Source organism: Nocardiopsis exhalans (assembly GCF_024134545.1).
GTDB lineage: Bacteria > Actinomycetota > Actinomycetes > Streptosporangiales > Streptosporangiaceae > Nocardiopsis > Nocardiopsis exhalans.
In genome coordinates, this window is record NZ_CP099837.1 from 6,617,247 (window position 1) to 6,641,889 (window position 24,643).

Annotated in this window: 22 protein-coding genes; 9 read left to right on the plus strand and 13 right to left on the minus strand. The window is 70.0% G+C overall.

Annotated elements, in window-relative coordinates:
- Positions 1 to 17: 17 nt before the first annotated feature.
- From NE857_RS29320 to NE857_RS29340, 5 genes are all read left to right on the plus strand, one after another.
- Entirely contained in the window at positions 18 to 893 is an 876-nt protein-coding gene (locus NE857_RS29320; RefSeq protein WP_254418549.1) for a sulfotransferase family protein, read from the plus strand.
- Positions 863 to 2,407 carry a lipopolysaccharide biosynthesis protein gene (locus NE857_RS29325; RefSeq protein WP_254418550.1) on the plus strand — a complete coding sequence of 515 codons (1,545 nt, stop codon included), beginning with the start codon at positions 863 to 865 and terminating at the stop codon, positions 2,405 to 2,407. Before NE857_RS29320 ends, NE857_RS29325 begins: the two co-directional genes overlap by 31 nt.
- Before the next feature lie 89 nt (positions 2,408 to 2,496).
- Positions 2,497 to 2,955, plus strand: coding sequence for a glycosyltransferase family 28 protein (locus NE857_RS29330; protein WP_017584056.1), 459 nt, complete (start codon positions 2,497 to 2,499; stop codon positions 2,953 to 2,955).
- Positions 2,952 to 4,493, plus strand: a complete 1,542-nt coding sequence (locus NE857_RS29335; RefSeq protein ID WP_254418551.1) for a glycosyltransferase — start codon at positions 2,952 to 2,954, stop codon at positions 4,491 to 4,493. Before NE857_RS29330 ends, NE857_RS29335 begins: the two co-directional genes overlap by 4 nt.
- 182 nt (positions 4,494 to 4,675) lie before the next feature.
- Positions 4,676 to 5,260 carry a GNAT family N-acetyltransferase gene (locus tag NE857_RS29340; RefSeq protein ID WP_254422139.1) on the plus strand — a complete coding sequence of 195 codons (585 nt, stop codon included), beginning with the start codon at positions 4,676 to 4,678 and terminating at the stop codon, positions 5,258 to 5,260.
- Positions 5,261 to 5,303: 43 nt separating this feature from the next.
- On the opposite strand, the gene NE857_RS29345 is transcribed toward NE857_RS29340, so the two are convergent.
- From NE857_RS29345 to NE857_RS29380, 8 genes are all read right to left on the minus strand, one after another.
- A complete protein-coding gene (locus tag NE857_RS29345) occupies positions 5,304 to 6,407 on the minus strand; it encodes a glycoside hydrolase family 26 protein (protein WP_425572077.1) in 1,104 nt (367 codons plus the stop codon).
- A 161-nt stretch (positions 6,408 to 6,568) separates the two neighbouring features.
- On the minus strand, positions 6,569 to 7,477 hold the full coding sequence (locus tag NE857_RS29350) for a sulfotransferase (RefSeq protein ID WP_301184367.1): 909 nt from the start codon (positions 7,475 to 7,477) through the stop codon (positions 6,569 to 6,571).
- A gap of 204 nt (positions 7,478 to 7,681) precedes the next feature.
- On the minus strand, positions 7,682 to 8,842 hold the full coding sequence (locus NE857_RS29355; protein ID WP_254418553.1) for a S8 family peptidase: 1,161 nt from the start codon (positions 8,840 to 8,842) through the stop codon (positions 7,682 to 7,684).
- 464 nt (positions 8,843 to 9,306) lie between these two features.
- A complete protein-coding gene (cysN, locus tag NE857_RS29360; protein ID WP_017584050.1) occupies positions 9,307 to 10,575 on the minus strand; it encodes a sulfate adenylyltransferase subunit CysN in 1,269 nt (422 codons plus the stop codon).
- Between the two features lie 64 nt (positions 10,576 to 10,639).
- Positions 10,640 to 11,572 (minus strand): sulfate adenylyltransferase subunit CysD, encoded by a 933-nt coding sequence (gene cysD, locus NE857_RS29365; protein WP_184366262.1) that lies wholly within the window; start codon positions 11,570 to 11,572, stop codon positions 10,640 to 10,642.
- Positions 11,573 to 11,633: 61 nt separating this feature from the next.
- Positions 11,634 to 12,425, minus strand: a complete 792-nt coding sequence (locus NE857_RS29370; protein WP_254418554.1) for a 3'(2'),5'-bisphosphate nucleotidase CysQ — start codon at positions 12,423 to 12,425, stop codon at positions 11,634 to 11,636.
- A 3-nt stretch (positions 12,426 to 12,428) separates the two neighbouring features.
- Complete coding sequence (locus tag NE857_RS29375; RefSeq protein WP_254418555.1) at positions 12,429 to 13,850, minus strand: sugar transferase; 1,422 nt, start codon at positions 13,848 to 13,850, stop codon at positions 12,429 to 12,431.
- Between the two features lie 402 nt (positions 13,851 to 14,252).
- Positions 14,253 to 15,227 (minus strand): DsbA family protein, encoded by a 975-nt coding sequence (locus NE857_RS29380; RefSeq protein WP_254418556.1) that lies wholly within the window; start codon positions 15,225 to 15,227, stop codon positions 14,253 to 14,255.
- Positions 15,228 to 15,301: 74 nt separating this feature from the next.
- On the opposite strand from NE857_RS29380, the gene NE857_RS29385 reads away from it, so the two are divergent.
- A complete protein-coding gene (locus NE857_RS29385) occupies positions 15,302 to 15,880 on the plus strand; it encodes a TetR/AcrR family transcriptional regulator (RefSeq protein ID WP_254418557.1) in 579 nt (192 codons plus the stop codon).
- Here the strand turns inward: NE857_RS29385 and NE857_RS29390 are convergent.
- Positions 15,877 to 16,893 (minus strand): LacI family DNA-binding transcriptional regulator, encoded by a 1,017-nt coding sequence (locus tag NE857_RS29390; protein ID WP_254418558.1) that lies wholly within the window; start codon positions 16,891 to 16,893, stop codon positions 15,877 to 15,879. The two genes, NE857_RS29385 and NE857_RS29390, sit on opposite strands and share 4 nt — an antisense overlap.
- A 145-nt stretch (positions 16,894 to 17,038) precedes the next feature.
- Between NE857_RS29390 and NE857_RS29395 the strand changes: the two genes are divergently transcribed.
- Complete coding sequence (locus tag NE857_RS29395) at positions 17,039 to 18,151, plus strand: endo-1,4-beta-xylanase (protein WP_254418559.1); 1,113 nt, start codon at positions 17,039 to 17,041, stop codon at positions 18,149 to 18,151.
- A 56-nt stretch (positions 18,152 to 18,207) separates the two neighbouring features.
- Here the strand turns inward: NE857_RS29395 and pth are convergent, their stop codons facing one another.
- From pth to glmU, 4 genes are all read right to left on the minus strand, one after another.
- Positions 18,208 to 18,876, minus strand: a complete 669-nt coding sequence (pth, locus tag NE857_RS29400) for an aminoacyl-tRNA hydrolase (RefSeq protein WP_254418560.1) — start codon at positions 18,874 to 18,876, stop codon at positions 18,208 to 18,210.
- Positions 18,877 to 18,977: 101 nt separating this feature from the next.
- Positions 18,978 to 19,577: a 50S ribosomal protein L25/general stress protein Ctc gene (locus NE857_RS29405; protein WP_254418561.1), complete on the minus strand. Its 600-nt coding sequence runs from the start codon at positions 19,575 to 19,577 to the stop codon at positions 18,978 to 18,980.
- A 426-nt stretch (positions 19,578 to 20,003) separates the two neighbouring features.
- Positions 20,004 to 20,972, minus strand: coding sequence for a ribose-phosphate diphosphokinase (locus tag NE857_RS29410; RefSeq protein ID WP_301184271.1), 969 nt, complete (start codon positions 20,970 to 20,972; stop codon positions 20,004 to 20,006).
- Between the two features lie 17 nt (positions 20,973 to 20,989).
- Positions 20,990 to 22,456 (minus strand): bifunctional UDP-N-acetylglucosamine diphosphorylase/glucosamine-1-phosphate N-acetyltransferase GlmU, encoded by a 1,467-nt coding sequence (gene glmU / locus NE857_RS29415; RefSeq protein WP_254418562.1) that lies wholly within the window; start codon positions 22,454 to 22,456, stop codon positions 20,990 to 20,992.
- Positions 22,457 to 22,924: 468 nt separating this feature from the next.
- On the opposite strand from glmU, the gene NE857_RS29420 reads away from it, so the two are divergent.
- Together NE857_RS29420 and NE857_RS29425 are read left to right on the plus strand one after the other, a co-directional pair.
- Positions 22,925 to 23,911 carry an acyl-CoA desaturase gene (locus tag NE857_RS29420; protein ID WP_254418563.1) on the plus strand — a complete coding sequence of 329 codons (987 nt, stop codon included), beginning with the start codon at positions 22,925 to 22,927 and terminating at the stop codon, positions 23,909 to 23,911.
- A 13-nt stretch (positions 23,912 to 23,924) separates the two neighbouring features.
- Complete coding sequence (locus NE857_RS29425) at positions 23,925 to 24,581, plus strand: TetR/AcrR family transcriptional regulator (RefSeq protein ID WP_254418564.1); 657 nt, start codon at positions 23,925 to 23,927, stop codon at positions 24,579 to 24,581.
- The last annotated feature ends 62 nt before the right edge of the window (positions 24,582 to 24,643 follow it).

Consider the following 24,643-nt stretch of genomic DNA (forward strand, 5'->3'; position numbering starts at 1 on the left):
CTTCGAAGGAGCTCGCGATGCCCCGGGCCACCTCGCCCCTGAACCGTCTGGCCGTCCCGGCCAGGCGCGCCCTGCTCCCCCTCGCCGACGGCCTGGGCGGGCTGACCAGCTCCGCCCGCGCCCTGCCCGACTTCCTCATCTGCGGGGCCCAGCGCTCCGGCACCACCTCGCTGTTCAAGGCCCTGTCCCAGCACCCGGCGGCGACCGGCCCGGTGCTGCGCAAGGGGGTCCACTACTTCGACACCGGGTACCAGCACGGGCTCACCTGGTACCGCTCGCACTTCCCGCTGCGTGCCACCCTGCGCGCGCGGTGGGGGCGGCCCCGGGTCCGGGTCTTCGAGTCCAGCCCCTACTACCTGTTCCACCCGCTGGCCGCCGAGCGGATCGCCCGGGAGCTGCCCCAGGCGCGGATCGTGGTGATCCTGCGCGACCCGGTCGAGCGGGCCTACTCCGCGCACGCCCACGAGACCGCGCGGGGTTTCGAGACCGAACCGTTCGGGCGTGCGCTCGACCTGGAGGACAAACGGCTGTCCGGGACCGAGGAGCGGCTGGTGGCGGACCCCGCCCACCACTCGCACTCCCACCAGCACCACGGCTACGTCGCCCGGGGGCGCTACGTCGACCAGCTGGTCCGGATGGAGCGGGCCGTGGGACGCGAGCGCATGCACGTGGTGGACTACGCGGACCTGTTCGGCGGCGGCCCCGCGGCGCTGGAGGGGATCATGCGCTTCCTCGACCTGCCGCTGGACCCGCGGACCACCCTGGGGAGGCACAACGCCCGTAAGCGCTCGGTGCTGCCGGAGTCCCTGCGCGCCGAACTCACCTCGCGGTTCGCGGACAGCGACGCCCGCCTCGCCGCCTGGTGGGGCCGCACTCCCTCGTGGTGCCGGTGACCCCGACCGAGGCCCGACCGGACAGCGGCCTGCGCCGGGTCCTGCGCGGCGGGGTGGTCAACATGGCGGGCGCGGTGGTGAGCGCGGCGCTCAACCTCGCGCTGATCATCGCGATCACCCGGGCGTTCTCGCAGGAGACGGCCGGGCTGCTGTTCTCGGCGACGTCGGTGTTCCTGATCATGGCGGCGGTGGCCAACCTCGGCGCCCCGGACGGGCTGGTGTACTTCATCGCCCGGATGCGGGTCTTCGGCCGCCACGGCGGGGTCCCGGCGCTGCTGCGGCTGGCGCTGGGCCCCGCCGTGCTGGCGGCCTGCCTGGTCTCGGTGCTGCTGGTGGTCTTCGCCCGGCCTCTGGCGGACGCCCTGGGACCGGAGGAAGCCACCACCTACCTACGGATCCTGGCGCTCTTCCTACCGTTCGCGGTGCTCACGGACTCCGCGTTGGCGGCCACCCGAGCCCACCACGACATGTCGGTGACCGTCCTGGTCGACAAGGTGGGCCGCCCGCTGGCGCAGCTGGGCCTGGTGGCGATGATCGCGCTCAGCGGTTCGGCCGGGCTGCTCGCCCTGGCCTGGGCCGGGCCCTACCTGCCCGCCGCGGTGCTGGCCTGGTTCTGGCTGGGCCGGATCGTGCGCCGGACGGCCCCCGAGGAGCCGCGCGAACCCGCTGACGCGCCCGCGACCGCCGGCACTCCCGCCGAGGAGGAGCGGGTCACCCCGGCCGGGTTCTGGTCGTTCTCGCTGCCCCGGGCCCTGGGCGGGGTCGCCCAGATGGGTGTGCAGCGCGGCGGTGTGGTGATGGTGGCCCTGCTCAACGGGCTGACCGGCGCGGCCGTCTTCACCGCGGCCACCCGGATCATGGTCGTCGGACAGTTCGGCACCCAGGCCGTGCTGTACGCGGCCCAACCCCGGTTCGCCGAGCTCCTGGCCGCCCGCGACCACGCGGCCGTGCGCGCGCTCTACCAGGCGGGGACGTCCTGGCTGGTCTGCCTGACCTGGCCGCTGTACCTGTCTGCGCTGGTGTTCGCGCCCGAGGTGATGAAGCTGTTCGGGGCCGAGTACTCGACCGGGGTGATGGCGCTGGTCATCGTGTGCACGGGCCAGCTGGCCGCCCAGGTGCTGGGGATGGGCGACCTCATCCTCACCATGACCGGGCGCACCGGGCTGAACCTGCTCAACAACGTGATGTCACTGCTGGCCAACGTGGCGGTGTGCGTACTGCTGGTGCCCTCGCACGGCGCGGCGGGCGCGGCGGTGGCCCTGGTGGCCGCCGTCCTGGTCCGCAAGCTCCTCCCCCTGTGGCAGCTGCGTTCCCTGGTCCTGCTGCACCCCTTCAGCCGTCCCGTGCTGATCGCGACCGGCAGCGCGCTGGTGTGGTTCGGCGCCCTGCCGCTACTGCTGGACGCGGTGACCGGCGGCGGGCTCCCGGTCCTGGCCGCCACCGTACTGGCGGGCGCGGGCGGGCACCTGTACACGGTCTGGCGCACGCGCGCGCACCTTCAACTCCGGAGGTGACCGAACTCCGGCCGTCACCGCGCGTCGCCTTCCCCGCCGGGCTCCCCGCGCTCACGATTGAACACCCAGAGCAATGGACTGATGACTGAATGTCTGACCGACCGGTTCTCCTGGTGGCCTCCAGCGGGGGCCACCTCACCCAGCTCCGCTCCCTGCGCCCCTGGTGGCAGGGCAGGGAACGTGTGTGGGTCACCTTCCGCACCCCCGACGCCGAGTCCTCGCTGGCCGACGAGTCGGTGCGCTGGGCCCACCACCCCACCACGCGCCACGTCGGCAACCTGCTGCGCAACACGGTCCTGGCCCTGCGGGTGATGCGCGCACGGCGCCCCGCCGCCGTGGTCAGCACCGGTGCCGGGGTGGCACTGCCGTTCTTCGTCCTGGCCTGGCTGATGCGGATACCCACCGTCTACATCGAGGTCTACGACCGCATCGACACCCCCACCCTCACCGCCCGGCTCTGCAAGCCCTTCACCCGCCTGTTCCTCGCCCAGTGGGAGGAACAGCGCTCGTTCATGCCGACCGCCATTACCGTAGGACCGCTCCTGTGACCGAACAGACCACCCGCCCCACGCGCCGCCCCGACGGCAGCGACCACCCCGACGTGGTCGTCAGCCTCGGCACCGACCACCACGCCTTCGACCGTCTGGTGCGCTGGACCGACGACTACGCCCGCCGCCACCCGGACCTGCGGGTACTGGTCCAGCACGGGAACAGCCAGGCCCCCGCCAGGGCCTCGGGCACCCCGTTCCTGCCCGGGGAGGAGCTCTCCGAGGCGATGCGCTCGGCCACGGTCGTGGTCACGCACGGCGGCCCCGGGACCATCACGCAGGCGCGGGCCGCCGGGCACCTGCCGGTCGTGGTCGCCCGGGACCCCGAGCTGGGCGAGCACGTGGACAACCACCAGCTGCTGTTCGTCAAGCGGGTGGAGGAGGCGGGCCGGGTGCGCGCCTGCACCACCGCCCAGCAGCTGCACGCGTTCATCGACAAGGCCCTGGCCTCACCCGAGGACTTCCGGGTGGACCCGGGCGCCGACGACGGGACCGAACGCGCGGCCCTGCGCGCCGGTGAGCTGATCGACCTGCTCACCCACGAGACGGACGAGGCCACGGTGGACAGCGCCCGGGAGGGCTCCGCGACGGGGGCCGAGACCGCCGCGGCGACCAGGGCACCGAACGACACCTGGCCGGCGGTGACGGTGGTCGTGCCCACCCGTGACCGGCCCGAGCTGCTGCGCCGCACCCTGCGGGCGATCGTCGAGCAGGACTACCCCGGGCGGATCACCACCATCGTGGTCTACGACAACGAGCAGCCCGACCCCTCGCTCGCCCACACCGAGGGCGACCGCCCGGTCCGGGTAGTGACCAACACGCTCACCCCGGGGCTGGCCGGGGCGCGCAACACCGGTGTGCTGGGCGCCGACACCGAGCTCGTGGCCTTCTGCGACGACGACGACACCTGGCTGCCCGAGAAGCTCCGCGCCCAGGTGGAGATCATGCGCGCCGAACCCGGCACCGACATGGTGTGCTGCGGTATCCAGGTGGTCTACGACCGGGTCGAGTCCGAGCGGATCCTGGACCGGACCAGTGTCACCTTCGCCGACCTGCTGAAGTCGCGGCTGACCGAGCTGCACCCGTCCACCTTCCTGATCCGGCGGTCAGCCATGATCGACGGCTGCGGGACGGTGAGCGAGGAGATCCCCGGCAGCTACGCCGAGGACTACGAGCTGCTGCTGCGCCTGGCCAGGCGCGCCCCGATCCGCAACGTCCCCGAACCCGGCGTGCGGGTGCTGTGGCACCGCAAGTCCTTCTTCTCGGAGCGCTGGCACACCATCTCCACCGCGCTGCGCTGGCTGCTGGAGCGCTACCCGGAGTTCGCCCTGGTACCGCGCGGCTACGCGAGGATCGCGGGCCAGATCGCCTTCGCCGAGGCGGCCGCCAAGCGGCGCGGCCAGGCGCTGCGGTGGATCGGTCGGACCCTGCGCAACCGGCCGCTGGAGGGCCGGGCGTACCTGTCCGCCCTGGTGGTGTGCGGGGTCCCGGCGGGGTGGATCCTGCGCCTGCTGCACCTGCGCGGCAAGGGGGTGTAGGTGCCGGTCCGGTCCGCCGACCCCCGCGCGGCGGACCGGACCGGACGGACGTTCCACCCTCTTCTGAACGCGTGGTCGAAGATCAACGGCGGCGGTCGGAAACGGGGAGGCGCCAGCCGGGTGCGGCCGATAACCTCGACACCGCACACGACCGAACAGGGGGACGCTTGTACAGGGAGCATGTGATCAGGGAAGCCCGCGCCGAGGACGTGGCGGGGGCCGCGGACACGCTCACCGAGGCCTTCCGGGACTACCCCTTCACCCGGCACACGATCTCCGCCGACGACCACCTCGCGCGGCTCCGCGAGTTCCAGCGGATCTTCCTGGCCGAGATCGGCCTGCCGCACGGGCGGGTGTGGGTGAGCGAGGGACTGGACGCGGTCGCCGTCTGGTCCACGCCCGAATCCGGCGGGGCCGAGGCGGTCATGGCGGAGTTGCTGCCCACGCTGGTGAACCTGGCGGGCGACCGCGCGGACGCCTACGCCTCCGCGGAGGGGGCCATGGAAGGGCACCGGCCCGCCGAACCGGCCTGGTTCCTGGGCACCGTGGGGGTCCGCCCGGAGTCCCAGGGCCGGGGGCTGGGCCGCGCCGTGGTCGGCGCCGGGCTGCGCGAGGCGGACGCGGCGGGCGTGTCCGCGTTCCTGGAGACCTCCTCGCCGGGGAACGTCCGGCTGTACGAGTCGCTGGGTTTCCGGGTCACCGCCGAGTACGACCTGCCCGACAGCGGTCCGCGCACCTGGTCGATGCACAGGCCGACGGGCGGCTGACCGGAACCGTCCCGGGATAGGAGTCCAGCCCTGGCGCAGGCGCTCAGTCGCGGGTGGCGGCGTACTCGGCCAGGCGGCGGACCCGGTCGGGCAGGTTCACGTAGGGGTCCTGTCCGGCCCGTTCGAAGCCGCGCCGGGCGTACTCGTTGGCCTGGATCCGGAAGTCGCAGCCGTCACCGACCTTGCTGTCCCACAGCTTCACCGCGCGCACGCGCTCATAGCGCTTGAGGACGTCCGGGACGTCCGTGTACCACTTCAGGGTCTCCCGGGGGCCGATGTCGGTGGTGCCCATCTCCCCGATCATGACCGGTTTGGTCGGGTCGATGCCGTGTTTGGGCCCCTCCTCCTGGATCCACTCGTAGGTGGGGGCGAGCGCGTCCTCGAAGGAGTCGACGTGGGTCCAGTTGTTCATCTTGTCGCAGCCGGTCATGTTGTACGCCTCCCAGCTGATCCAGTCGACGTAGTCGTTGCCGGGCCACAGGCCGGGGAGGCGGTTCATGTTGCCGGGCCAGCCGGTCACGTTCCACACCCAGATGACGTTGTCCGCGCCCTCGGAGCGGTACAGGTCGACGATGTGCTGCCAGGAGCGCACGAACTGGGCGGGGGTGCCGCGCTTGTTGTAGCGGTTCTTGCCGTCGGCCTCGTGGTCGAAGGTGACGAAGTAGGGCACATCCAGCTCCGCGATGGCTCGCGCCTGGGAGCGCAGCGAGGAGTCGAACTCGCCGTTGATGATGCTGCGGTAGGAGATGTCCGGGTGCCCGGGCCGGGTGAAGCGGCGGGCCTCGATGTTGGTGTGCACGAAGCGGCCCTCGGCGATCATCCGCAGTTCGCGCTCGCCCGGGACGTTCGGCTGGTCGATGCCGCGCCAGGTGTAGACGATGTCCATGTCCCGGCCCACCGCGGACTCCAGCGCGCGCACGTCGTCGCCGTAGGGGCTGGCCCCCCACCAGACCCCGCAGGAGGGTTCGAGGATGTCGGAGACGGTGCAGTGGATCTCCCGGGACGAGGGCATCCCGAGAAGCGGTGCCGACCGGTGGGTCGGCTGGCTCTCGGGCTGCTGGCCCTCCGCCGGTGTCGCGGCGTCGGAGGGCGTGTCGCCCACCCCCGCGAGCCCCAGGGCGAGAAGCAGAGCCCCCGCCGCCGCCATCCCCCGTACCGGTCCGCTGTCCACGGCCAACCGCCCCCTAGCTCACCCGAATACGACACAGAGTGCTCACGTGATGACCATACGTTATATTTTGCCCACGCGACACCCTGTCGTTCACTGAGCGGACATGAGTACGCACAGCTCTCAGCAGACCCGTGCCCTCAGTACCCGTAGCGTCGGCGCGTGGGGGAGGTGATCGCGGCGACCAGGCCCCGGCGCCACGGAGCCATCCCCTCCCGCCAGGCGTGATCGGCCCGGACGCCCACCGGGCCGGTCTTGAAGCGCATCGGGTTGCCGGAGACCGCGTGCCCCTCGGACAGCTCCACCCCGCCCTCACCCAGGGTGAGCGGCGTTCCGGCGTGTCCGGCGAAGACGGCCACCCGACCGAACTCGGCCTCCGGGTCGGCCACGAAGTCCTCGTAGCGCACCCGCAGGGTCGGCACCCCCTGCCGGGCCAGCGCGTCCAGCGTGGAGTTCTGGGTCATCCACTGCACCGCCGAACGGCCCGCCGAGTAGCGCGCCATCTCCGGCTCGGAACTTCCCGGCGACGCGTCCGGGCGTGCCACCCGCTTGCCCCAGGAGTGCGCCACCGCCCGGGGGTCGCGCACCACGTGCAGCAGACGCATCCGGGCCCCGTACCGCCAGCGCAGGCAGGCCGCCAGGGAGGCGTGCTTACTGGCGTCGACGATGACCCGGGCACCGCTGACCTGCGCGACCGCCGAGTAGAGCCGGTGATAGAGGTCCGTGTAGCGCGCGGTACGGGCCGCGAGGGCGCCCTCCCCCGCCGACCCGTTGAGCAGCCCCGGCAGGTAGCGGGTCCGGTCGACGCCGTCCTTGAGCCGCAGCACCCGCTGGACGTCCAGGCTTTCCCAGCCGCCGAACGCCCGCTTGCCCACCTCCGCCCAGAATCCGCAGTCGGCGAAGGCCAGCCCGCAGCCGCAGCGCTCGTTCTCCAGCAGACCCCGCCGCCACAGGTGCACGATCTCACCGACGGAGCAGAACCCGGGCAGCTCACCAAGAAGGCGCTCGATCAGGGTGGACCCGGAACGGCCCATCCCGCCGACGAACACCAGACGATATCCATCCACCGACCCAGTTTATTACCTGAAGTCATTGAGCATTAGCGGAACGTGACATTGCCCTGTGCGGACGCCCCTGGGACAGGGACGGCCCCGGGCGGGAGCCCTCGCTCCCGGCCCGGGGCCGTTTCACTGCTCGTCGGCGGTCAGTCCGTCAGGGTGTGGACGCGCGGGGTCTCCACAGCCCGGACGGTCCTACAGGCCCTCGACGTTCAGCAGCAGGTTGACCGTGTTGCCGGGCACGCCGCTGAGCTTGTCCTCGCCGCCGTTCGCGATCAGCCAGTCGAGGATGACGCCCTGCTCGTCGTCGCCGAAGACGCTCTTGTACAGAGCAGCGGCGCCGGCCACGTGCGGGCTGGCCATCGAGGTACCGCTGAAGCTGTCCGTGCCGCCACCGGGGATGGTGGACTCGACGGCCACGCCGGGAGCGTAGATGTCGACGGCCGGACCGTGGTTGGAGAAGGAGGCGGTGGCGTCGTTCCGGTCGGAGGCACCGACCGCGACCACACCCTCGGCGCCGCCCGGGGAGACGTTGCCCGTGTCCTGGCCCTCGTTGCCCGCGGCGACGGCCACGAACACACCGGAGTCGGCCAGGGCGTTGACCGCGTCGTCCACGGCCTGCGAGGCCGGGCCGCCCAGGGACAGGTTGGCGACCGCGTTGTCCGCGGAGTTCTCGGCCACCCACTCGATGCCCGCGATGACGTCGTCGTAGGAGCCCGAGCCGTCGTCGCCGAGTACCTTGACGCCGATCAGGTCGGCACCCGGAGCCACACCGTAGGTGTCGGCGCCCACGGTGCCCGCCACGTGCGTGCCGTGGCCCTGACGGTCGCCGCCGTCACCGCCGGTGGCGTCGAAGCCGACCGAGGCGCGGTCACCGAACTCGGGGTGGGAGTCGTCGATCCCGGTGTCGATGACGTAGACGGAGGTGCCGCTGCCGTCGGACTCGGTCGTGTAGGACCCGTCCAGGGGCAGGTCCTCCTGGTCGATCCGGTCCAGGCCCCACGGGACCAGGGCGCGGGCCTCGCCGACCTGCTCGATGTAGGCGACGCCGTCCTGGGCGCGCAGCTCCTCGACCTCGGTCGCGCTCAGCGTGGCCGAGTAGCCGTTGATGGTCTCCTCGTAGACGTGGTTGACCTGGTCGGCGGAGATGCCGAAAGCCGACGAGGAGACGGACTGGGTGGTGATGGTGTCCTCGAGGACGACGAACCAGTCACCGACCGCGGCGGAAGAGGTCGTGTACACCGGCGCGAGTTCCTGGGCGCCGGCGGTGGTGGCGCCGGAGAGCGCCAGGGGAATGGTGAGTGCGCTGACCGCGACAGCGCTGAACGCGACCCTGCGAGTGGGGTGCTTCTTCACGCGGTTCCTCCTTGTGGGGGTATTCATAGTGGGAGTACGCGACAGGACATAACCGTGCGTATTGGCGCGATTGCGAACCCGTACGCGATTCGCACACTTTAGACAGATTTGACCCGCGAATGCCAGAGGATGAGCGACTTTTTCTGAACGATCACCCTTCGCATCACTAGCCAATGCGCCAGGTTCCCTTGCTTCGGGGTGACACTCTGGTTGTTCCGAACGCCTGTATACGCCCCTAACGCCGGGTAACTTCCAAGCCCCCGAGAACCGCCCTCCACCCGATCCCCATTGGCACCGAGGCCCAGAAAAAAGCTGATCAAGCCTTTACTTCAGGAAATATCAGCGTAAGAAACAGGCCTGGACCGGTCTGGCCCGGCCCAGCCGGGCACCCCAGTCGAGAACACACGAAACGGGGCCGCCAAAAGCGGCCCCGCTCGGAATGTTTGGGCTTTTACCGGGTACCACTAGTCGGCTTTGACGACCATTCCCGCGCCCACCGTGGTGTTGGTGGCCTCGTCGATGAGGATGAACCCGCCCGTCTGCCGGTTCTTCGTGTACTCGTCCACGAAGAGCGGCTGGGTGGAGCGCAGCCGGACCCGGCCGATCTCGTTGAGCGCCAGGTGGTCAGCGCTCTCGTCGCGGTGCAGCGAGTTCACGTCCAGCCGGTAGCGCAGGTCCTTGACCATGACCTTCGCGGTGCGGGTCGTGTGCTTGACCAGGAGCTTGGAGCGCGGCGTGAGCTTGCGGGCGTCCGTCATCCAGCACACCATCGCCTCGATGTCCTGGGACACCGCCGGGGTGTTGTTGGGGCGGCAGATCATGTCGCCCCGGGAGATGTCGATCTCGTCCTCCAGCAGCAGGGTGACCGACATCGGCGAGAACGCCTCCGCCACCTCCCCGTCCGCGGTGAGGATCTTGGCGATGCGCGTGGACAGCCCCGAGGGCAGGTGCGTGACCTCGTCGCCGGGCTTGAGGACCCCGCCCGCGAGCTGGCCCGCGTAGCCCCGGTAGTCGTGCAGCTCCGGGTCGTCGGACTTGTGCGGCCGGATCACGTACTGCACCGGGAAGCGCGCGTCGATCAGGTTGCGGTCCGAGGCGATGTGCACGTTCTCCAGGTGGTGCAGCAGGGAACCGCCCGTGTACCAGGGCATGTTCTCGGACTGGCTCACCACGTTGTCGCCGTGCAGGGCGGAGATCGGCACGAACGTGAGGTCGCGCGCGTCCAGCTTGGCGGCGAACTCGGCAAACTCGGCCTTGATCTCCTCGAACCGGTCCTGGGAGTAGTCGACCAGGTCCATCTTGTTCACCGCGAGCACCAGGTGCGGCACCTGGAGCAGGGTGGTGAGGAAGGCGTGGCGGCGGCTCTGCTCCTGCAGGCCCTTGCGGGCGTCCACCAGGATGATCGCCAGATCGGCGGTGGAGGCGCCGGTGACCATGTTCCGGGTGTACTGGATGTGCCCGGGGGTGTCCGCGATGATGAAGGTGCGCTTGGGGGTGGCGAAGTAGCGGTACGCCACGTCGATGGTGATGCCCTGCTCACGCTCGGCGCGCAGGCCGTCGGTGAGCAGCGCGAGGTTGGTCTGCTCCTCGCCGCGAGCGACGCTGGTGCGCTCCACCGCGTCGAGCTGGTCCTCGAAGATGGACTTGGAGTCGTACAGCAGGCGGCCGATCAGGGTGCTCTTGCCGTCGTCGACGGAGCCCGCCGTGGCGAACCGCAGGATGTCGTTGCTCATGATGCCTGGTCCAATGTGCGAAGTGTGGGGCGGTTCAACAACCGGAGAGGGAAACGACGGGCCCCTAGAAGTAGCCCTCGCGCTTGCGGTCCTCCATCGCGGCCTCGCTGGCCCGGTCGTCGGCGCGGGTCTGACCGCGCTCGGTGATCCGGGTCGCGGCGATCTCGGCGATGATGTCGTCCAGCTCCACGGCCGTGGACTTGACCGCACCGGTGCAGGTCAGGTCACCGACGGTGCGATAGCGCACGGTCTCGGTGAAGGGCACCTCGGTCTCGTCGCGCTGAATCAGCGGGGAGTCGGCGAGCAGGATGCCGTCACGCTCGAACACGCTCCGCTCGTGGGCGAAGTAGATCGAGGGCAGCTCCAGCTCCTCCCGCTGGATGTAGCCCCACACGTCGAGCTCGGTCCAGTTGGAGATCGGGAAGACCCGGATGTGCTCGTCCCGGTTGATCCGGGTGTTGAACACGTTCCAGAGCTCGGGGCGCTGGTTCTTGGGGTCCCACTGGCCGAACTCGTCGCGGAAGGAGAAGACCCGCTCCTTGGCGCGGGCCTTCTCCTCGTCGCGGCGGGCGCCGCCGAACGCGGCGTCGAAGCCGTTGTCCTCGATGGCCTCCAGCAGCGCCGAGGTCTGCAGCCGGTTGCGGCTGGCCCAGCGGCCGGTGGGCTCGGTGACCTTGCCCGCGTCGATCTGCTCCTGGACCGAGGCGACGACCAGTCGCACCCCGGCCTGGGCCACCCGGCGGTCCCGGAACTCGATGACCTCGTCGAAGTTGTGTCCGGTGTCCACGTGCATGACGGGGAACGGGATCGGGCCGGGCCAGAAGGCCTTCTCCGCCAGGCGCAGCATGACGATGGAGTCCTTGCCGCCGGAGAAGAGGAGCACGGGGCGCTCGAACTCCGCCGCCACCTCGCGCATGATGAAGATCGCCTCGGCCTCGAGGACGTCCAGCTGGGAGAGCTGGTAACGCCCGAGCGCCTGCTGACTCGCCTGACCCATGGAATCCGCCTTAGAAATACCGACACACACGACCGGTTCCACCGCGGAGGGGTCCTTCGGTTCAGGCCCCCGCGTGCGGACCGGCGCTGTCAAGGTCCGCGCCGTCGCGGATGCTTGCCAACAACATACCCGACAATTCCGATCGGCATACAAGGACATCGGGGAGTAGCGGGTCGGCTACGTTGTATCGCAGCTCCGAACCGTCGATCCGGGAGGTGTGCAGGCCAGAGGCGCGCGCGACCGCCACCGGGGCGGCGCTGTCCCACTCGTACTGCCCGCCCGCGTGCACGTAGATGTCGGCGATGCCGAGCAGCACGGCGCAGATCTTCGCGCCGGCCGACCCCATCGGGACCACCTCGGCACCGAGCTGGGTCGCCATGCGCTGCACGAACGCGGGCGGCCGGGTGCGGCTCGCGGTGATGCGCAGCCGCTGACCCTCGGGGCGCTCCTCCGGTAGCCACGGCGGGTCGACCGTGGACAGGCAGCTGCCCTGGGCGGGCAGAGCCACCGCACCGGCGACCAGGTCGCCGTTCTCCCAGAGCGCCACGTGCACGGCCCAGTCGGTGCGGCCTGGCTCGGAGAACTCCCGGGTCCCGTCCAGCGGGTCGATGATCCACACCCGCCGGGCCTTCAGCCGCGCCGGGTCGTCCGCGCCCTCCTCGGACAGCACCGCGTCGCTGGGCCGCAGCCGCCCGAGCGCGGAGAAGAGGAACTCGTGCGAGGTGCGGTCCCCCAGGGTGCGCAGGACCTCGGGCTCGTCGAAGCCGTGGCGGGCGCGCAGGCGCAGCAGCAGCTGCCCGGCCTCGCTCGCCAGGTCCCGGGCCACCTCATGATCGTTTCGGATGCTCTTCACCGGCTAGTATGCTCCCGCCCCACGGATCACCGCTGACCACGTCTTCCACAGAATCTGGATGTCCAGCGTCAGCGACCAGTTTTCCACGTACCGCAGATCCAGACGGACCGATTCCTCCCAAGAGAGGTCGGATCGGCCGCTGACCTGCCACAGACCCGTCATCCCCGGTTTGACCACCAGCCTGCGGCGGACGTCGTGCCCGTACTGGGCGACCTCCTCCGGCAGCGGCGGCCTGGGGCCGACGAGCGACATCTCTCCGCGCACCACGTTGATGAGCTGGGGAAGCTCGTCAAGCGAGTAGCGGCGCAGCCACGCCCCCACGGGCGTGACCCTGGGATCCCGACGCATCTTGAAGAGCACACCGTCGTGCTCGTTGCGGGGCTGGAGGAGACTCTTCAGTGTCTCCGCCCCGACCACCATCGTACGAAACTTGTAAACCGTGAACTCGGCCCCACCCCGGCCAACGCGCGTTTGCCGGAAAAAAGCGGGTCCGCCGCCCTCCGATCGGATGAGCAGGCACAGGACCAGGAAGAGGGGCGAGAGCAGGACCAGGGCGAGCGCGGCGGCGCAGCGGTCGAAGGCGCCCTTGACCAGGCGGCGGGCGCCGACGAGCTCGGGATGCTCCACGTGCAGCAGGGGCAGGCCCGCCACCGGGCGGATCGTGGTGCGCGGACCGGCGACCTCCATGAGGGCGGAGGCGACGGTGAGATCGGTACCGGTCTTCTCCAGCTGCCAGGCCAGGCGGCGCAGCTCCACACCGTCCATCTCGGGGCAGGCCAGGACGGCGACGGTGTCCGCACCGACCAGGGCGGCGGCGTCGGCGGCGTCAGTGAAGCTGCCCAGGACCGGAACGCCCTCGATCTCGGCCGTGTGGGCCTCGTGTTCGGGCAGGCAGACGCCCACCACGCGCATGCCGTGGTAGATCTCGTCGCGGAAACGCCGGATGAGGTCACTCGCGGCCACGCCGTAGCCGACGACCACGACCCCGCTCATGCACGCCCCCGAACGGCGGCGCCGGTGCAGCGCCTTGCGTCGCGCGTAACGCAGGCCGAGGCTGAGCAGGACGATCAGGGGCAGTGCGACCAGCACGTAGCCGCGGGCGAGGTCGAACTTGACGGCGTAGGCGCCGACCGCGACGGTGGCGGCCAGGACCGCTCCGGCGACCGCGACCCGGCGGTACTCCTCGGTGCCCACCCCGAGGAAGCGGCGTTCGTAGCCGCCGCCGAGGCAGACGAAGACGACCCAGACCAGTGGCAGGATCAGGGAGATGACCAGGTAGGGGGCGGTTGTGGCCGCGGCCAGGGAGCCGTGGAAGCGGACCGCGGTCCCGGCCAGAGTCGCGGTGAGGGCACCGGCCAGGTCCAGCCCGACCAGTCCGAGGACGTAGGGGCGCAACCAGGCGTCGGCTCGAGGGCCGGTGTTCACCAGGACCCGCCGGGGCGGGTGGGCGGGTGCTCCTTCCGACCTTTTCGGACGCTCCTGCCGATGCGCGGCGGGTTTCCCCTGGACGGTCCCGCTGGTTGTCACCACGTATCCCCCAAGACCACGTACGGATTCATGTGCTCACTATGAGTAATCGCCCCTGGTGTCATGGGACTCACGCGGAGGGTGCGAGCGGGGCGCGCTTCGGGTGCGGAACTCGTACCGCCAACCCGAACAGTAACCAAAAGTAGTGGAAAAGTCGCCATGAGTTGCGGCCTGTTGGGGAAGAAGTCCCGATCCAGCCGAGAACGTGTCTTTCCTGAGACCGGTTGTGGCCTGCCCCTTAGGGACAGGCCACGACCAGATAACACTAAGACCGAAACCCTGCGCGGAACGTGACGTGACTCAGGCCAGTGCGGGGTCCATGACCGCCGCGAGCCGCAGGTGCGGCTCGGCCAGCTCCCGCTCCCCCTGGCGCTGGAGCGTGCGCCCCAGCAGCAGATGGGTGTAGGCGTCGTCCGCGCTCTCCTCGAGCAGCGCCTCCAGAGTGCTCCGCGCCCGGTTCAGCTGAGCGGAGCGGTAGTAGGCACGGGCGGCCAGGAAGCGCACGTTGCGGTCGTCGGCGTGGGCCTCGGTCAGCGGCCTGAGCAGTTCGAGCGCGCCCAGCGGGTTGGCGAGCTCGAGCAGCGCCTCGGCCCGCCGCAGCCGCTCCACCTCCTCCGGGAGCCGCCTCGGCTCCCGCCCGGCCGCCTCGGCCAGGAACTCGGCGACCAGCTCGGACGGCTGGGCCCCGGTGAGCGCCATGCCGTTGGCCACGAAGGTCGGCGAGGTACGTACGCCCTCGGCCTGCCCCCACAGCAGGAGTTCACGGACCCGCTCCGCACCGCCGCCCCCGGCCAGCAGCTCCCCGCCCCGGGTGAACCCGGCCTCGGTGGCGATGCCCGCCAGCACCTCGGGGTCGGCGATGTCACGGCCTTCCACGAAGTGGGCGCGCAGTACGCCTTCGGCCACGGCGTCCTGGACCGCGGGGCCCTCGGCCTCGGCCAGGGCGAGCAGCCGGTGGGCGTCGTGGCTGTCGGCCCGCCAAGCGGCGCCCCAACGGTCGCCGAGCCCTTCGGCGGCGGCCAGCTCCGACATCTGGACCAGCTCGCCGTCCCCGTCCTGGACGGGACCGCAGGCCTCCAGCGCGACCTCGACGAAGGGGTCGCGCAGGAACTCCTCGACGGGCTCGGACACGGCGGGCGCCGTGGGGTCGATCCGATAGGGCCGCCACACGACCTCGACCGGCTCGCCGGACCGCCCGGCCAGCGCGCGCTCCAAGCGTCGCTTACCGATGTACATCCAGGGGCAGACCACGTCCGCCCAGATCTCGATCCTCATGCGAGCAGAATAAACGACACCTGTCGCTTAATCAACACGTGTTGCTTAAGCGACAGATGTCATACCCTGGTCCCGTGAATCCCGATGACCCCCGAGTCCAACGCACCCGCGACCGGCTGCGCGCCGCCCTGCTGTTCCTCGCCGCCGAACAGGAGCTCGGCTCCGTGACCATGGCCGCCGTGGCCAGGCAGGCCGGGATCAACCGGGCCACCGCCTATCAGCACTACGCCGACCTGGACGCCCTGGTCGCCGACGCGATGGACGGCGCCGTCACCCACGTGGCCCGCTGCGCCGCCCTCTGCCCGCTCGACCGGCCCCGGAACCCGCTCGACCAGCCCCGGGACCGGGCCCCCGAGCCGTTGGTCGACCTGTTCACCCACGTGGCGGCCAACGCCGTGCTCTACCAGCGGATGCTCTCCGCGCAGGGCAGCGCCCGCTTCTCGAACCTGCTGCGCCAACGGCTCACCGAGGCCCTCGCCGACCGCTTCAGCACGGGCGCCCGGCCACCCGGCTTCGACGACGTCCCGGTCACCACGCACGCCGCCTATCTCGCGGGCGCCCTGGTCGGGGTGATCGCCGTCGCCTGCGTCGAGGACAGGGCCCCCGCGGACCACGCCCACGCCGCCTGGCGCCTGCTGGTTCCCGTGCCCTAGAGCGGCGGAGCGGTGCTGTGCCGGACGATGAGTTCGGTGGCCAGTTCCACCCGGGAGCTCTCGATGGTCTCGTTCTGGACGAGCCTGTGCACCGTGCGCACCGCGAGACGGCCCATGTCGGCCAGCGGCTGGCGCACCGTAGTCAGCGGCGGTGAGGACCAGCGGGCTTCCGGAAGGTCGTCGAAACCGACCACGCTGACGTCGTCGGGCACGCGCAGGCCCCGCTGACGCAACGCCTCGTAGACGCCCAGAGCCATCTGGTCGCTGGAGACGAACACCGCGGTGGGGCGGTCCTCCCCCGCGAAGAGGCGCTGACCGGCCCGGAAGCCGGACTCGTAGGTGAACTCGGCCGGGGCGACCAGAGCCGGGTCCACGCTCAGACCCGCCGTCTCCAGGCCCGCGCGGTAGCCGTCGAGTCTGGCCCGGCTGCACCAGAGCTCGGGCCGTCCCTCCACGAAACCGATGCGCCGGTGGCCGAGCTGGATCAGGTACTCGGTGGCGCTGAGGCCACCGGCCCAGTTGGTGGCGCCGACCGTCGGCGTGACCAGTTCGGGGACGCCCACCGCGTCGATCACCACCGCGGGCACGTCCAGGTCGCGCAGCTGGCCGTTGAGTTCGGGGTCCAGGTCGGTGGTGACCAGGATCGCGCCGTCGCTGACCCGTGCGCGGACGTTGTCCAGCCACTGGCGGGCCGCCTTGGGCCGGTTGTGTATGGCCGAGACCACCACCCCGGTACCCGACTGGTGGGCGGCGTCCTCCACGCCCCGGATGATCTCGACCGCCCACGGACTGTCGAGATCGTTGAAGACCAGGTCGAGCAGGCCGACCCGTTCCTTGGGACGGGAACCGCGACGGCGGTAGCCGTGCGTGCGCAGCAGGGTCTCGATCCGCTCCCGGGTGGCCGGTGCGACGTCGCCGCGGCCGTTGAGAACGCGCGAGACCGTCGGCGCGGAGACGCCCGCCTCCGCCGCGATGACGGAGATGGTGACCTCTCGTGAGGGGGTAGCGCCCACTGAACCTCCTTGGTCCCGCACCAGACTACGAGATCTTCGCGACAAGGGGTCTTGACGCTCCCGCCGACAGAATTTACTGTCCATTTCCAACAAGTTTCGGAAGTTTCCGGAACTTAATCGGAAAACTGAGTCTGGAGTCCCCGCTATGAGACAGATTCGACTCTCCGCAGCCGTGCTCACCGCATTGGCTCTGACCCTCCCCGCGACCGGCGTCGCGTCGGCCGACATCCGGCCGGAAACCGCCCACCGGCAGGACACCACCCTCCGCGACGCGGCCCCCAGCGGCTTCGTGATCGGCAGCGCCGTCGCGGGCGGCGGACACCACCAGGACGAGGACTACCCCGACCCCTTCACCGGGGACCAGGCCTACCGCCAGCTCCTGGCCCAGGAGTTCAGCTCGCTGTCCGCGGAGAACCAGATGAAATGGGACCACCTGCGCCCGAGCCCGGACGAGTACGCCTTCGAGGACGCCGACGCCATCGTCGAGTTCGCGCAGGCCAACGGGCAGGACGTACGCGGGCACACCCTCCTGTGGCACAGCCAGAACCCCGACTGGCTGGAGAACGGGAACTACTCCCCCGAGGAGCTGCGCGCGATCCTCCAGGACCACGTCGAGACCGTGGTCGGCCGCTACGCGGGACAGATCCAGCAGTGGGACGTGGCCAACGAGATCTTCGACGACGGCGGCAACCTGCGCACCGGGGACAACATCTGGATCCGCGAGCTGGGGGTGGAGATCGTCGGCGACGCGTTCCGCTGGGCGCACGCGGCCGATCCCTCGGCGGAGCTCTACTTCAACGACTACAACGTCGAGGACGTCAACGCCAAGAGCGACGCCTACTACGAGCTGACCCGGGAACTGCTGGCGGAGGGCGTGCCGGTGCACGGCTTCTCCGCGCAGACCCACCTCGCGCTCCAGTACGGATTCCCGTCCAGTCTCCAGCGGAACCTGGAGCGCTTCGAGGCCCTCGGCCTGGCCACGGCGCTGACCGAGGTGGACGTACGCATGCAGCTGCCCGACGGCGGTGAGCCCACCGAGCAGCAGTTGGAGGAGCAGGCCGACTACTACGCGCGCGCCCTGGAGGCCTGCCTGAACGTCAGCGGCTGCGAATCGTTCACCGTCTGGGGCTTCCCCGACCGCTACTCCTGGGTGCCCAACACCTTCCCGGGTGAGGGCGGCGCGACCATCTACTGGGACGACTACACGTCCAAGCCCGCCTACGACGCACTTCGGGAGACCCTCCTGGCGGCGTCCTGACCCCTGCTGACGGATCCGTCCTGGGCCCGGATGCCCACGTCCGGGCCCGGGGCGGGTCAGGCCGCGGTGTGGAAGATGTTCTGCGCCTTGCCCAGGCCGTCGGTGAGGATGGTGCGGACCGCGTCGGCGGCGCGCCCCACGTTCAGGTCCAACTCGGGGCTCTCGGCCGAGGAGAAGTCGCGCAGCACGTAGGCGGCCGGGTCCATCCGGCCGGGGGGACGGCCCACACCGAAGCGGACCCGCAGGTAGTCGGGCCCGGCCAGGGAGGCGGTGGTCGACTTCAGCCCGTTGTGGCCGCCGGAGCCGCCGCCCTTCTTGAGCTTGAGGGCGCCGAAGTCGACGTCCATCTCGTCGTGCACGACGATGATCCGCTCCATGGGCACCTTGTAGAACCGGGCCAGCCCGGCGATCGGCCCGCCGGACAGGTTCATGAAGGTGCGCGGCTTGGCCAGGACCACCGAGACGCCGTCGATCCGGGTCTCGGCGACCTCGGCGTGCGCCTTGTGCGCCTTCCAGCGCTCGCCCCTGTCCGCGGCCATGGCGTCCACCACCATGAACCCGGCGTTGTGCCGGTTGCCCGCGTACTTGGGGCCGGGGTTGCCCAGCCCCACGACCAGCCAGCGCTCGGCCTCAGCCATGTCCTCGTCCCTGCTCTCCCTGAAACCCGGGCTCTCACCGGAACCCGGGCTCTTCCGGAATCCCAACCTGCTCAGAAAACTCCACATGCCGACCGACACTATCGACCCGGCGACCCCGCATACGCCGAGCGCGCGGCCCCTGGAAACGGGAACCGCGCGCTCGGTGATGTGTGTTGTGGCACCGCGCCCTACTCGGCGGCGGCAGCCTCAGCGCCCTCGGAAGCCTCGCCGCTGGTCTCCGGCTCCTCCTCCACGCGCGGCGCGGAGACGGTGAGCAGGAGCGACTCGGGGTCGGTCACCAGGGTGACGCCCTCGGGCAGCTTCAGGTCGGCGGCGGTCGGGTTGGCGCCGATCTCCAGACCGTTGATGTCGAACTCGACACCGTTCGGAATGTGGGTGGCCTCAGCCTCGACGGTCACGGTGACGAGCTCCTGGTTGAGCACGCCGGGAGCCTTGACCTCACCGGTGAGGGAGACGTTGATCTCGACCTCGACCTTCTCACCCTTGGAGACGACCAGCAGGTCGATGTGCTCCAGGAAGCCCTTGATGGCGTCGCGCTGCACGCTCTTGGGCAGGGCAAGGTTGTCCTTGTCCAGGCCTTCGAGGCGAATCAGGACGTTCGGGGTCTTCAGGGCGAGCATGAGATCGTGGCCCGGCAGGTTCAGGTGGCGGGGCTCGGTGCCGTGGCCGTAGAGGACGGCCGGCACCTTACCCGCGCGGCGGGCGCGACGGGAGGCGCCCTTGCCGAATTCCGTGCGGGGCTCGGCAGCGATACGTACCTCGGACACGACAAAACTCCTCGGGTTCAACCCCGCAGCACGGGGAACACGACTCCAGTAGTACGAACGATTCTCGCCTTCGGCGGAGAATGACGGCGGGGTCACCCAGCTTGCCGGGGACTCGACCGCCCTGGTTCCAGGCGTGCCCGGCGAGCCGTCACCGGACCGGTTCGGCCCGGGAACGCTCGTCGCGCACCCCTGCCCGTGTTGTTTCCAGGCGGATACACAGCAGGAATCCACCCAGGCACGGGGACACTCGGTCAAGTCTACTGGCTCTGGTGACGACTCCGTACATGCCCCACCGGCGGGACCTCCTGCGGTCCCGCCGGTGGACACACACGGCGCCTGGGGGGCTGCTGAGGGGGACCTCAGCGGGCTCCGGCCGGGCCGGAGGCACTGCTGATACGGCTGGTCAAGCTGGTGAAACCGGTGAAGCTAGTCGAACAGGCTCGTGACCGAGCCGTCGGTGAAGACCTCGTTGATCGCACGGGCGACCAGCGGAGCGATCGAGAGCTGCGTGAGCTTCTCGAAGGAGCGCTCCTCCGGCACCGGCAGCGTGTTGGTGATGACCACCTCGGAGATCCGCGAGTTCTGCAGGCGCTCGGCGGCGGGACCGGACAGCACACCGTGCGTGGCGGCGACGATGACCTTCTTGGCGCCCTGCTCGAAGAGGGCCTCGGAGGCCTTCACGATGGTGCCGCCGGTGTCGATCATGTCGTCGACCAGGACGCACACGCGGTCCTCGACCTGACCGACGACCTCGTGGACCTTCACCTGGTTGGCGACGTCCGGGTCACGGCGCTTGTGGATGATCGCCAGGGGCGCGCCCAGGCGGTCGGCCCAGCGGTCGGCGGTACGCACGCGGCCGGCGTCCGGGGAGACCACGGTGATCTCGGCGTGGTCGACCTGGCTGGCGACGTGGTCGGCCAGGATCGGCAGCGCGAAGAGGTGGTCCACCGGGCCGTCGAAGAAGCCCTGGATCTGGTCGGTGTGCAGGTCCACCGCCATCATCCGGTCCGCGCCCGCGGTCCGGAACAGGTCGGTCACCAGACGCGAGGAGATGGGCTCGCGGCCGCGGTGCTTCTTGTCCTGGCGGGCGTAGCCCAGGATCGGCGTGACCACGGTGATCCGCTTGGCGGAGGCGCGCTTGAGCGCGTCCACCATGATCAGCTGCTCCATGATCGACTCGTTGACCGGGTCGGCGTGGCTCTGGATGACGAACGCGTCACTGCCGCGCACCGACTCCAGGTACCGCATGAAGATCTCGCCGTTGGCGAAGGTGTCGAACCGAGTGGGGCACACCTCGATCCCCAGCTCCTTCGCGACCTCCTCGGCCAGTGCCGGGTGCGTACGCCCCGAGAACAGCATCAGTTGTTTCTGGCCGGTGGCCTTCATGCCGGTCACGTGTTTCTCCCCCACAGTCACTGCTTTTTCGCGTCGTCGGCTCTGTGCCGCTCCGCCTGCTCCGCCGCTTCCGCGGACGGAGTTCCCGGACGCTTGCGCTGCGTCCAGCCCTCGACGTTACGCTGCCGGTTTCCCTCGGACACGGCGAGGGCCCCCGGCGGGACGTCGTCACGGACCACGGTCCCGGCCCCGGAGTAGGCGCCGTCACCGACCCGTACGGGAGCGACGATGGTGTTGTCGCTGCCGATGCGGACGTGGTCGCCGATGGTGCTCCGGGACTTGTTGACCCCGTCGTAGTTGACGAACACCGAGGAGCAGCCGATGTTGCTGCCCACACCGATGTCCGCGTCCCCGACGTAGGTCAGGTGCGGGATCTTGGAGCCGGTGCCGACATTCGAGTTCTTGACCTCGACGAAGGCTCCGGCCTTGGTCCGCTCGGCCAGGCGGGTGCCCGGCCGCAGGTAGGTGTAGGGGCCGACGGTGGCCCCAGGACCGATCTCGGCCCCGTCCGCGGTGGTCTCGCGGACCTTCGCGCCGTCACCGACAAGGGTGTCGCGCAGGTCAGCGCCGGGGCCGACCTCCGCGTCCTCGCCGATCTCGGTGGTGCCGTGGAGGCGGCTGTTGGGGTGGAGCACGGTGTCGGCGCCGATGCTGACCTGGGCGTCCACCCAGGTCGTCGCGGGGTCGACGATGGTGACACCGGAGAGCATGTGCTCGGTGAGCAGGCGGTCGTTGAGGATCCGCCGGGCTTCGGAGAGCTGGACGCGGTTGTTGACGCCCTGGACCTCGTTCCAGTCCTCGGCGCTCCAGGCGTCCACCCGGTGCCCGTCGCCGCGCAGCAGCGCGACGGCGTCGGTGATGTACTCCTCACCCTTGGCGTTGTCCGTGGACAGTCGCTGGACGACCTGGCTCAGGAGGGCGCCGTCGAAGGCGTACATGCCGGAGTTGATCTCGTCGACGCGGTGCTGCTCGGGCGTGGCGTCGGCGTGTTCGACGATCTCGGTGAAGCTGCCGTGGGCGTCGCGGACGATGCGCCCGTAGCCGTGGGGGTCGGGCACGCGGGCGGACAGCACGGTGACCGCGTTGCCCTCCTTCTCGTGCGCCGCGACCAGCGCGGCGAGGGTTGTGCCGCGCAGGAGGGGGGTGTCGCCACAGGTGAGGACGACGGTGCCGGACAACTCGATGCCCTTGGCGGCGAGGTCCTCGACCGCCATGCGCACGGCGTGGCCGGTGCCGTTCTGTTCTTCCTGCACCGCGGTGACCGCCTCGGGGGCGACGTCTTCCAGGTGGGATCGCACCTGGTCACGGGCGTGGCCGACGACCACGACCGTGTTCTGGGGGTCGAGTTCTCGGGATGCGTAGAGCACGTGGCCGAGCATGCTGCGACCGTTGAGTTCGTGCAGCACCTTGGGAAGTTTGGACTTCATGCGGGTGCCTTCACCCGCCGCGAGGATGATCGCGGCAGCCGGACGGTTCACGCTCACTGGAGGAGACCCCTCGAGATAGCTGGCATATGAACGTCGGCTCACCCTGCGGCGGCGCGACCCGCATGCCGCGCGGGCGGCCGTCGGATGACCAGCGGCCGACATGGGAAGGATACATGCGCGTCACAGGCAACCATCAGTCACGTGACCTGCGTTACGCGAGCGCGCCCGGGGCCCTGTGCAAGGGCGGGCGGCGGAAGTGGGTTGCTCCCGGACCAGGGCTCGAACCTGGACGATGGGGACCAAAACCCCACATGCTGCCGATTACATCATCCGGGAACGATTCGGGCGGGCCAGCCCGAACGATCGACACCAACATAGCGCCTTCACCCGGGGGCTTGCCAAACCTACGGGGTCGTAGGTTACGGTTACGTAGGAATAGGTTGGGCCGTCTCGACGGGTGCCCTGGCACCGGTGACGCCGTCCTGACCGGTGACGACGTTCTCCGTGACGAGGTGTGCAAGACCCATGACAGCTGCCCCTGAGGTGCCGACCGAAGGCATCGTCAAAGCCGCAGAGACCACCGCCGCGCCCAAGCGCGAGGTGATCCCCGAGTACGAGCCCGAGCTGAGAGGCAAGGCCGAGCGCTACACCGTCTTCGCGTTCGTGTTCATCCCGCTGATCGCGCTGCTCGCCGCGGTGCCCTTCTTCTGGGGCTGGGGCCTGTCGCTGGTCGACATCGCCATCGCGACGGTCTTCTACGTGATCAGCGGCCTGGGCATCACCGTCGGCTTCCACCGCCACTTCACCCACGGCTCCTTCAAGGCCAAGCGCCCGCTGCGGATCGCGCTGGCGATCGCCGGTTCCATGGCCATCGAGGGCAGCGTCATCAAGTGGGTGGCCGACCACCGCCGCCACCACAAGTACGCGGACGCCGAGGGCGACCCGCACTCGCCGTGGCGCTTCGGCGACGACTGGAAGTCCGTGGCCAAGGGCATGTACTACGCGCACATGGCGTGGATGTACCTGGACGACAAGAAGACCTCGCCGCGCCGCTTCACCCCGGACCTGCTCAAGGACAAGGACGTCGTCCTCGTCGACAGGCTGTTCCTGCCGATCGTGATGTTCTCGCTGTTCGCCCCCGCCGCCATCGGCGGTCTGATCACCATGTCCTGGTGGGGCGCGGTCACCGCGTTCTTCTGGGCGAGCCTGGTCCGCGTGGCGCTGCTGCACCACGTCACCTGGTCGATCAACTCCATCTGCCACACCATCGGCGAGGAGAACTTCGAGGTGCGCGACCGCTCCCGCAACGTGTGGTGGCTGGCCATCCCGTCCTTCGGTGAGTCCTGGCACAACCTGCACCACGCCGACCCGACCTGCGCCCGCCACGGTGTGCTCAAGGGGCAGATCGACATCTCCGCCCGACTCATCTGGATCTTCGAGAAGTTCGGCTGGGCCACCAAGGTCCGCTGGCCCAACAACGAACGACTCGCCGCCAAGCGAGTCAAGGTCTAGGATCAGAATCCATATGGGAGCAGCCGACAGCGAGCAGAGGACCCGCGTGCGCCGCAAGCGCATGACGGGCAAGGAGCGTCGGCAACAACTCCTGGGAATCGGCCGGGAGCTGTTCGCCGAACGAGGGTTCGACGCGACCTCCGTTGAGGAGATCGCCGCACGGGCCGGGGTGTCCAAGCCCGTGGTCTACGAACACTTCGGCGGGAAGGAAGGCATCTACGCCGTGGTCGTGGACCGGGAGATGCGCACTCTCCTGGACATGATGGGCGAGGCCCTCACCGCCGACCACGCCCGAAGCAAGATCGAGAAGGCAGCCCTGGCCCTGCTGCGCTACGTCGAGGAGGACAGCGTCGGGTTCCGGGTTCTCACCCGTGACTCGCACGTGGCGTCCGGAACCGGCAGCTTCGCGAGTCTGATCAACGACATCGCCAGCCAGGTCGAGCACATCATGGCCGACGAGTTCGCCGAACGGGGTTACGACCCGGGACTCGCCCCCATGTACGCGCAGGCCCTGGTGGGCATGTGGGCACTGACCGGCCAGTGGTGGCTGGAGGTCCGCAAGCCCAAGCGCGAGGTGGTCGCGGCCCACCTGGTCAACCTGGCCTGGAACGGGCTCTCGGCCCTGGAGGCCAAACCGAAGCTGGACACGCGCAGGCGGCGTTCCGGCTGACTTCGCCCCTCCGGCGGTGCCGCGTGTGGCACTGCCCACAGGAGGGGATGTCGTCCCTGGTC

What these genes read in the sequence shown, in the direction of transcription:
- NE857_RS29320 (WP_254418549.1), top strand. Translation starts at nt 18, where the DNA reads ATGCCCCGGGCCACCTCGCCCCTGAACCGTCTGGCCGTCCCGGCCAGG.
- NE857_RS29330 (WP_017584056.1), top strand. Translation starts at nt 2,497, where the DNA reads ATGTCTGACCGACCGGTTCTCCTGGTGGCCTCCAGCGGGGGCCACCTC.
- NE857_RS29345 (WP_425572077.1), bottom strand. Translation starts at nt 6,407, where the DNA reads ATGGCGGCGGCGGGGGCTCTGCTTCTCGCCCTGGGGCTCGCGGGGGTG.
- cysN (WP_017584050.1), bottom strand. Translation starts at nt 10,575, where the DNA reads ATGAGCAACGACATCCTGCGGTTCGCCACGGCGGGCTCCGTCGACGAC.
- cysD (WP_184366262.1), bottom strand. Translation starts at nt 11,572, where the DNA reads ATGGGTCAGGCGAGTCAGCAGGCGCTCGGGCGTTACCAGCTCTCCCAG.
- NE857_RS29380 (WP_254418556.1), bottom strand. Translation starts at nt 15,227, where the DNA reads ATGAGGATCGAGATCTGGGCGGACGTGGTCTGCCCCTGGATGTACATC.
- NE857_RS29395 (WP_254418559.1), top strand. Translation starts at nt 17,039, where the DNA reads ATGAGACAGATTCGACTCTCCGCAGCCGTGCTCACCGCATTGGCTCTG.
- pth (WP_254418560.1), bottom strand. Translation starts at nt 18,876, where the DNA reads ATGTGGAGTTTTCTGAGCAGGTTGGGATTCCGGAAGAGCCCGGGTTCC.
- NE857_RS29420 (WP_254418563.1), top strand. Translation starts at nt 22,925, where the DNA reads ATGACAGCTGCCCCTGAGGTGCCGACCGAAGGCATCGTCAAAGCCGCA.
- NE857_RS29425 (WP_254418564.1), top strand. Translation starts at nt 23,925, where the DNA reads ATGGGAGCAGCCGACAGCGAGCAGAGGACCCGCGTGCGCCGCAAGCGC.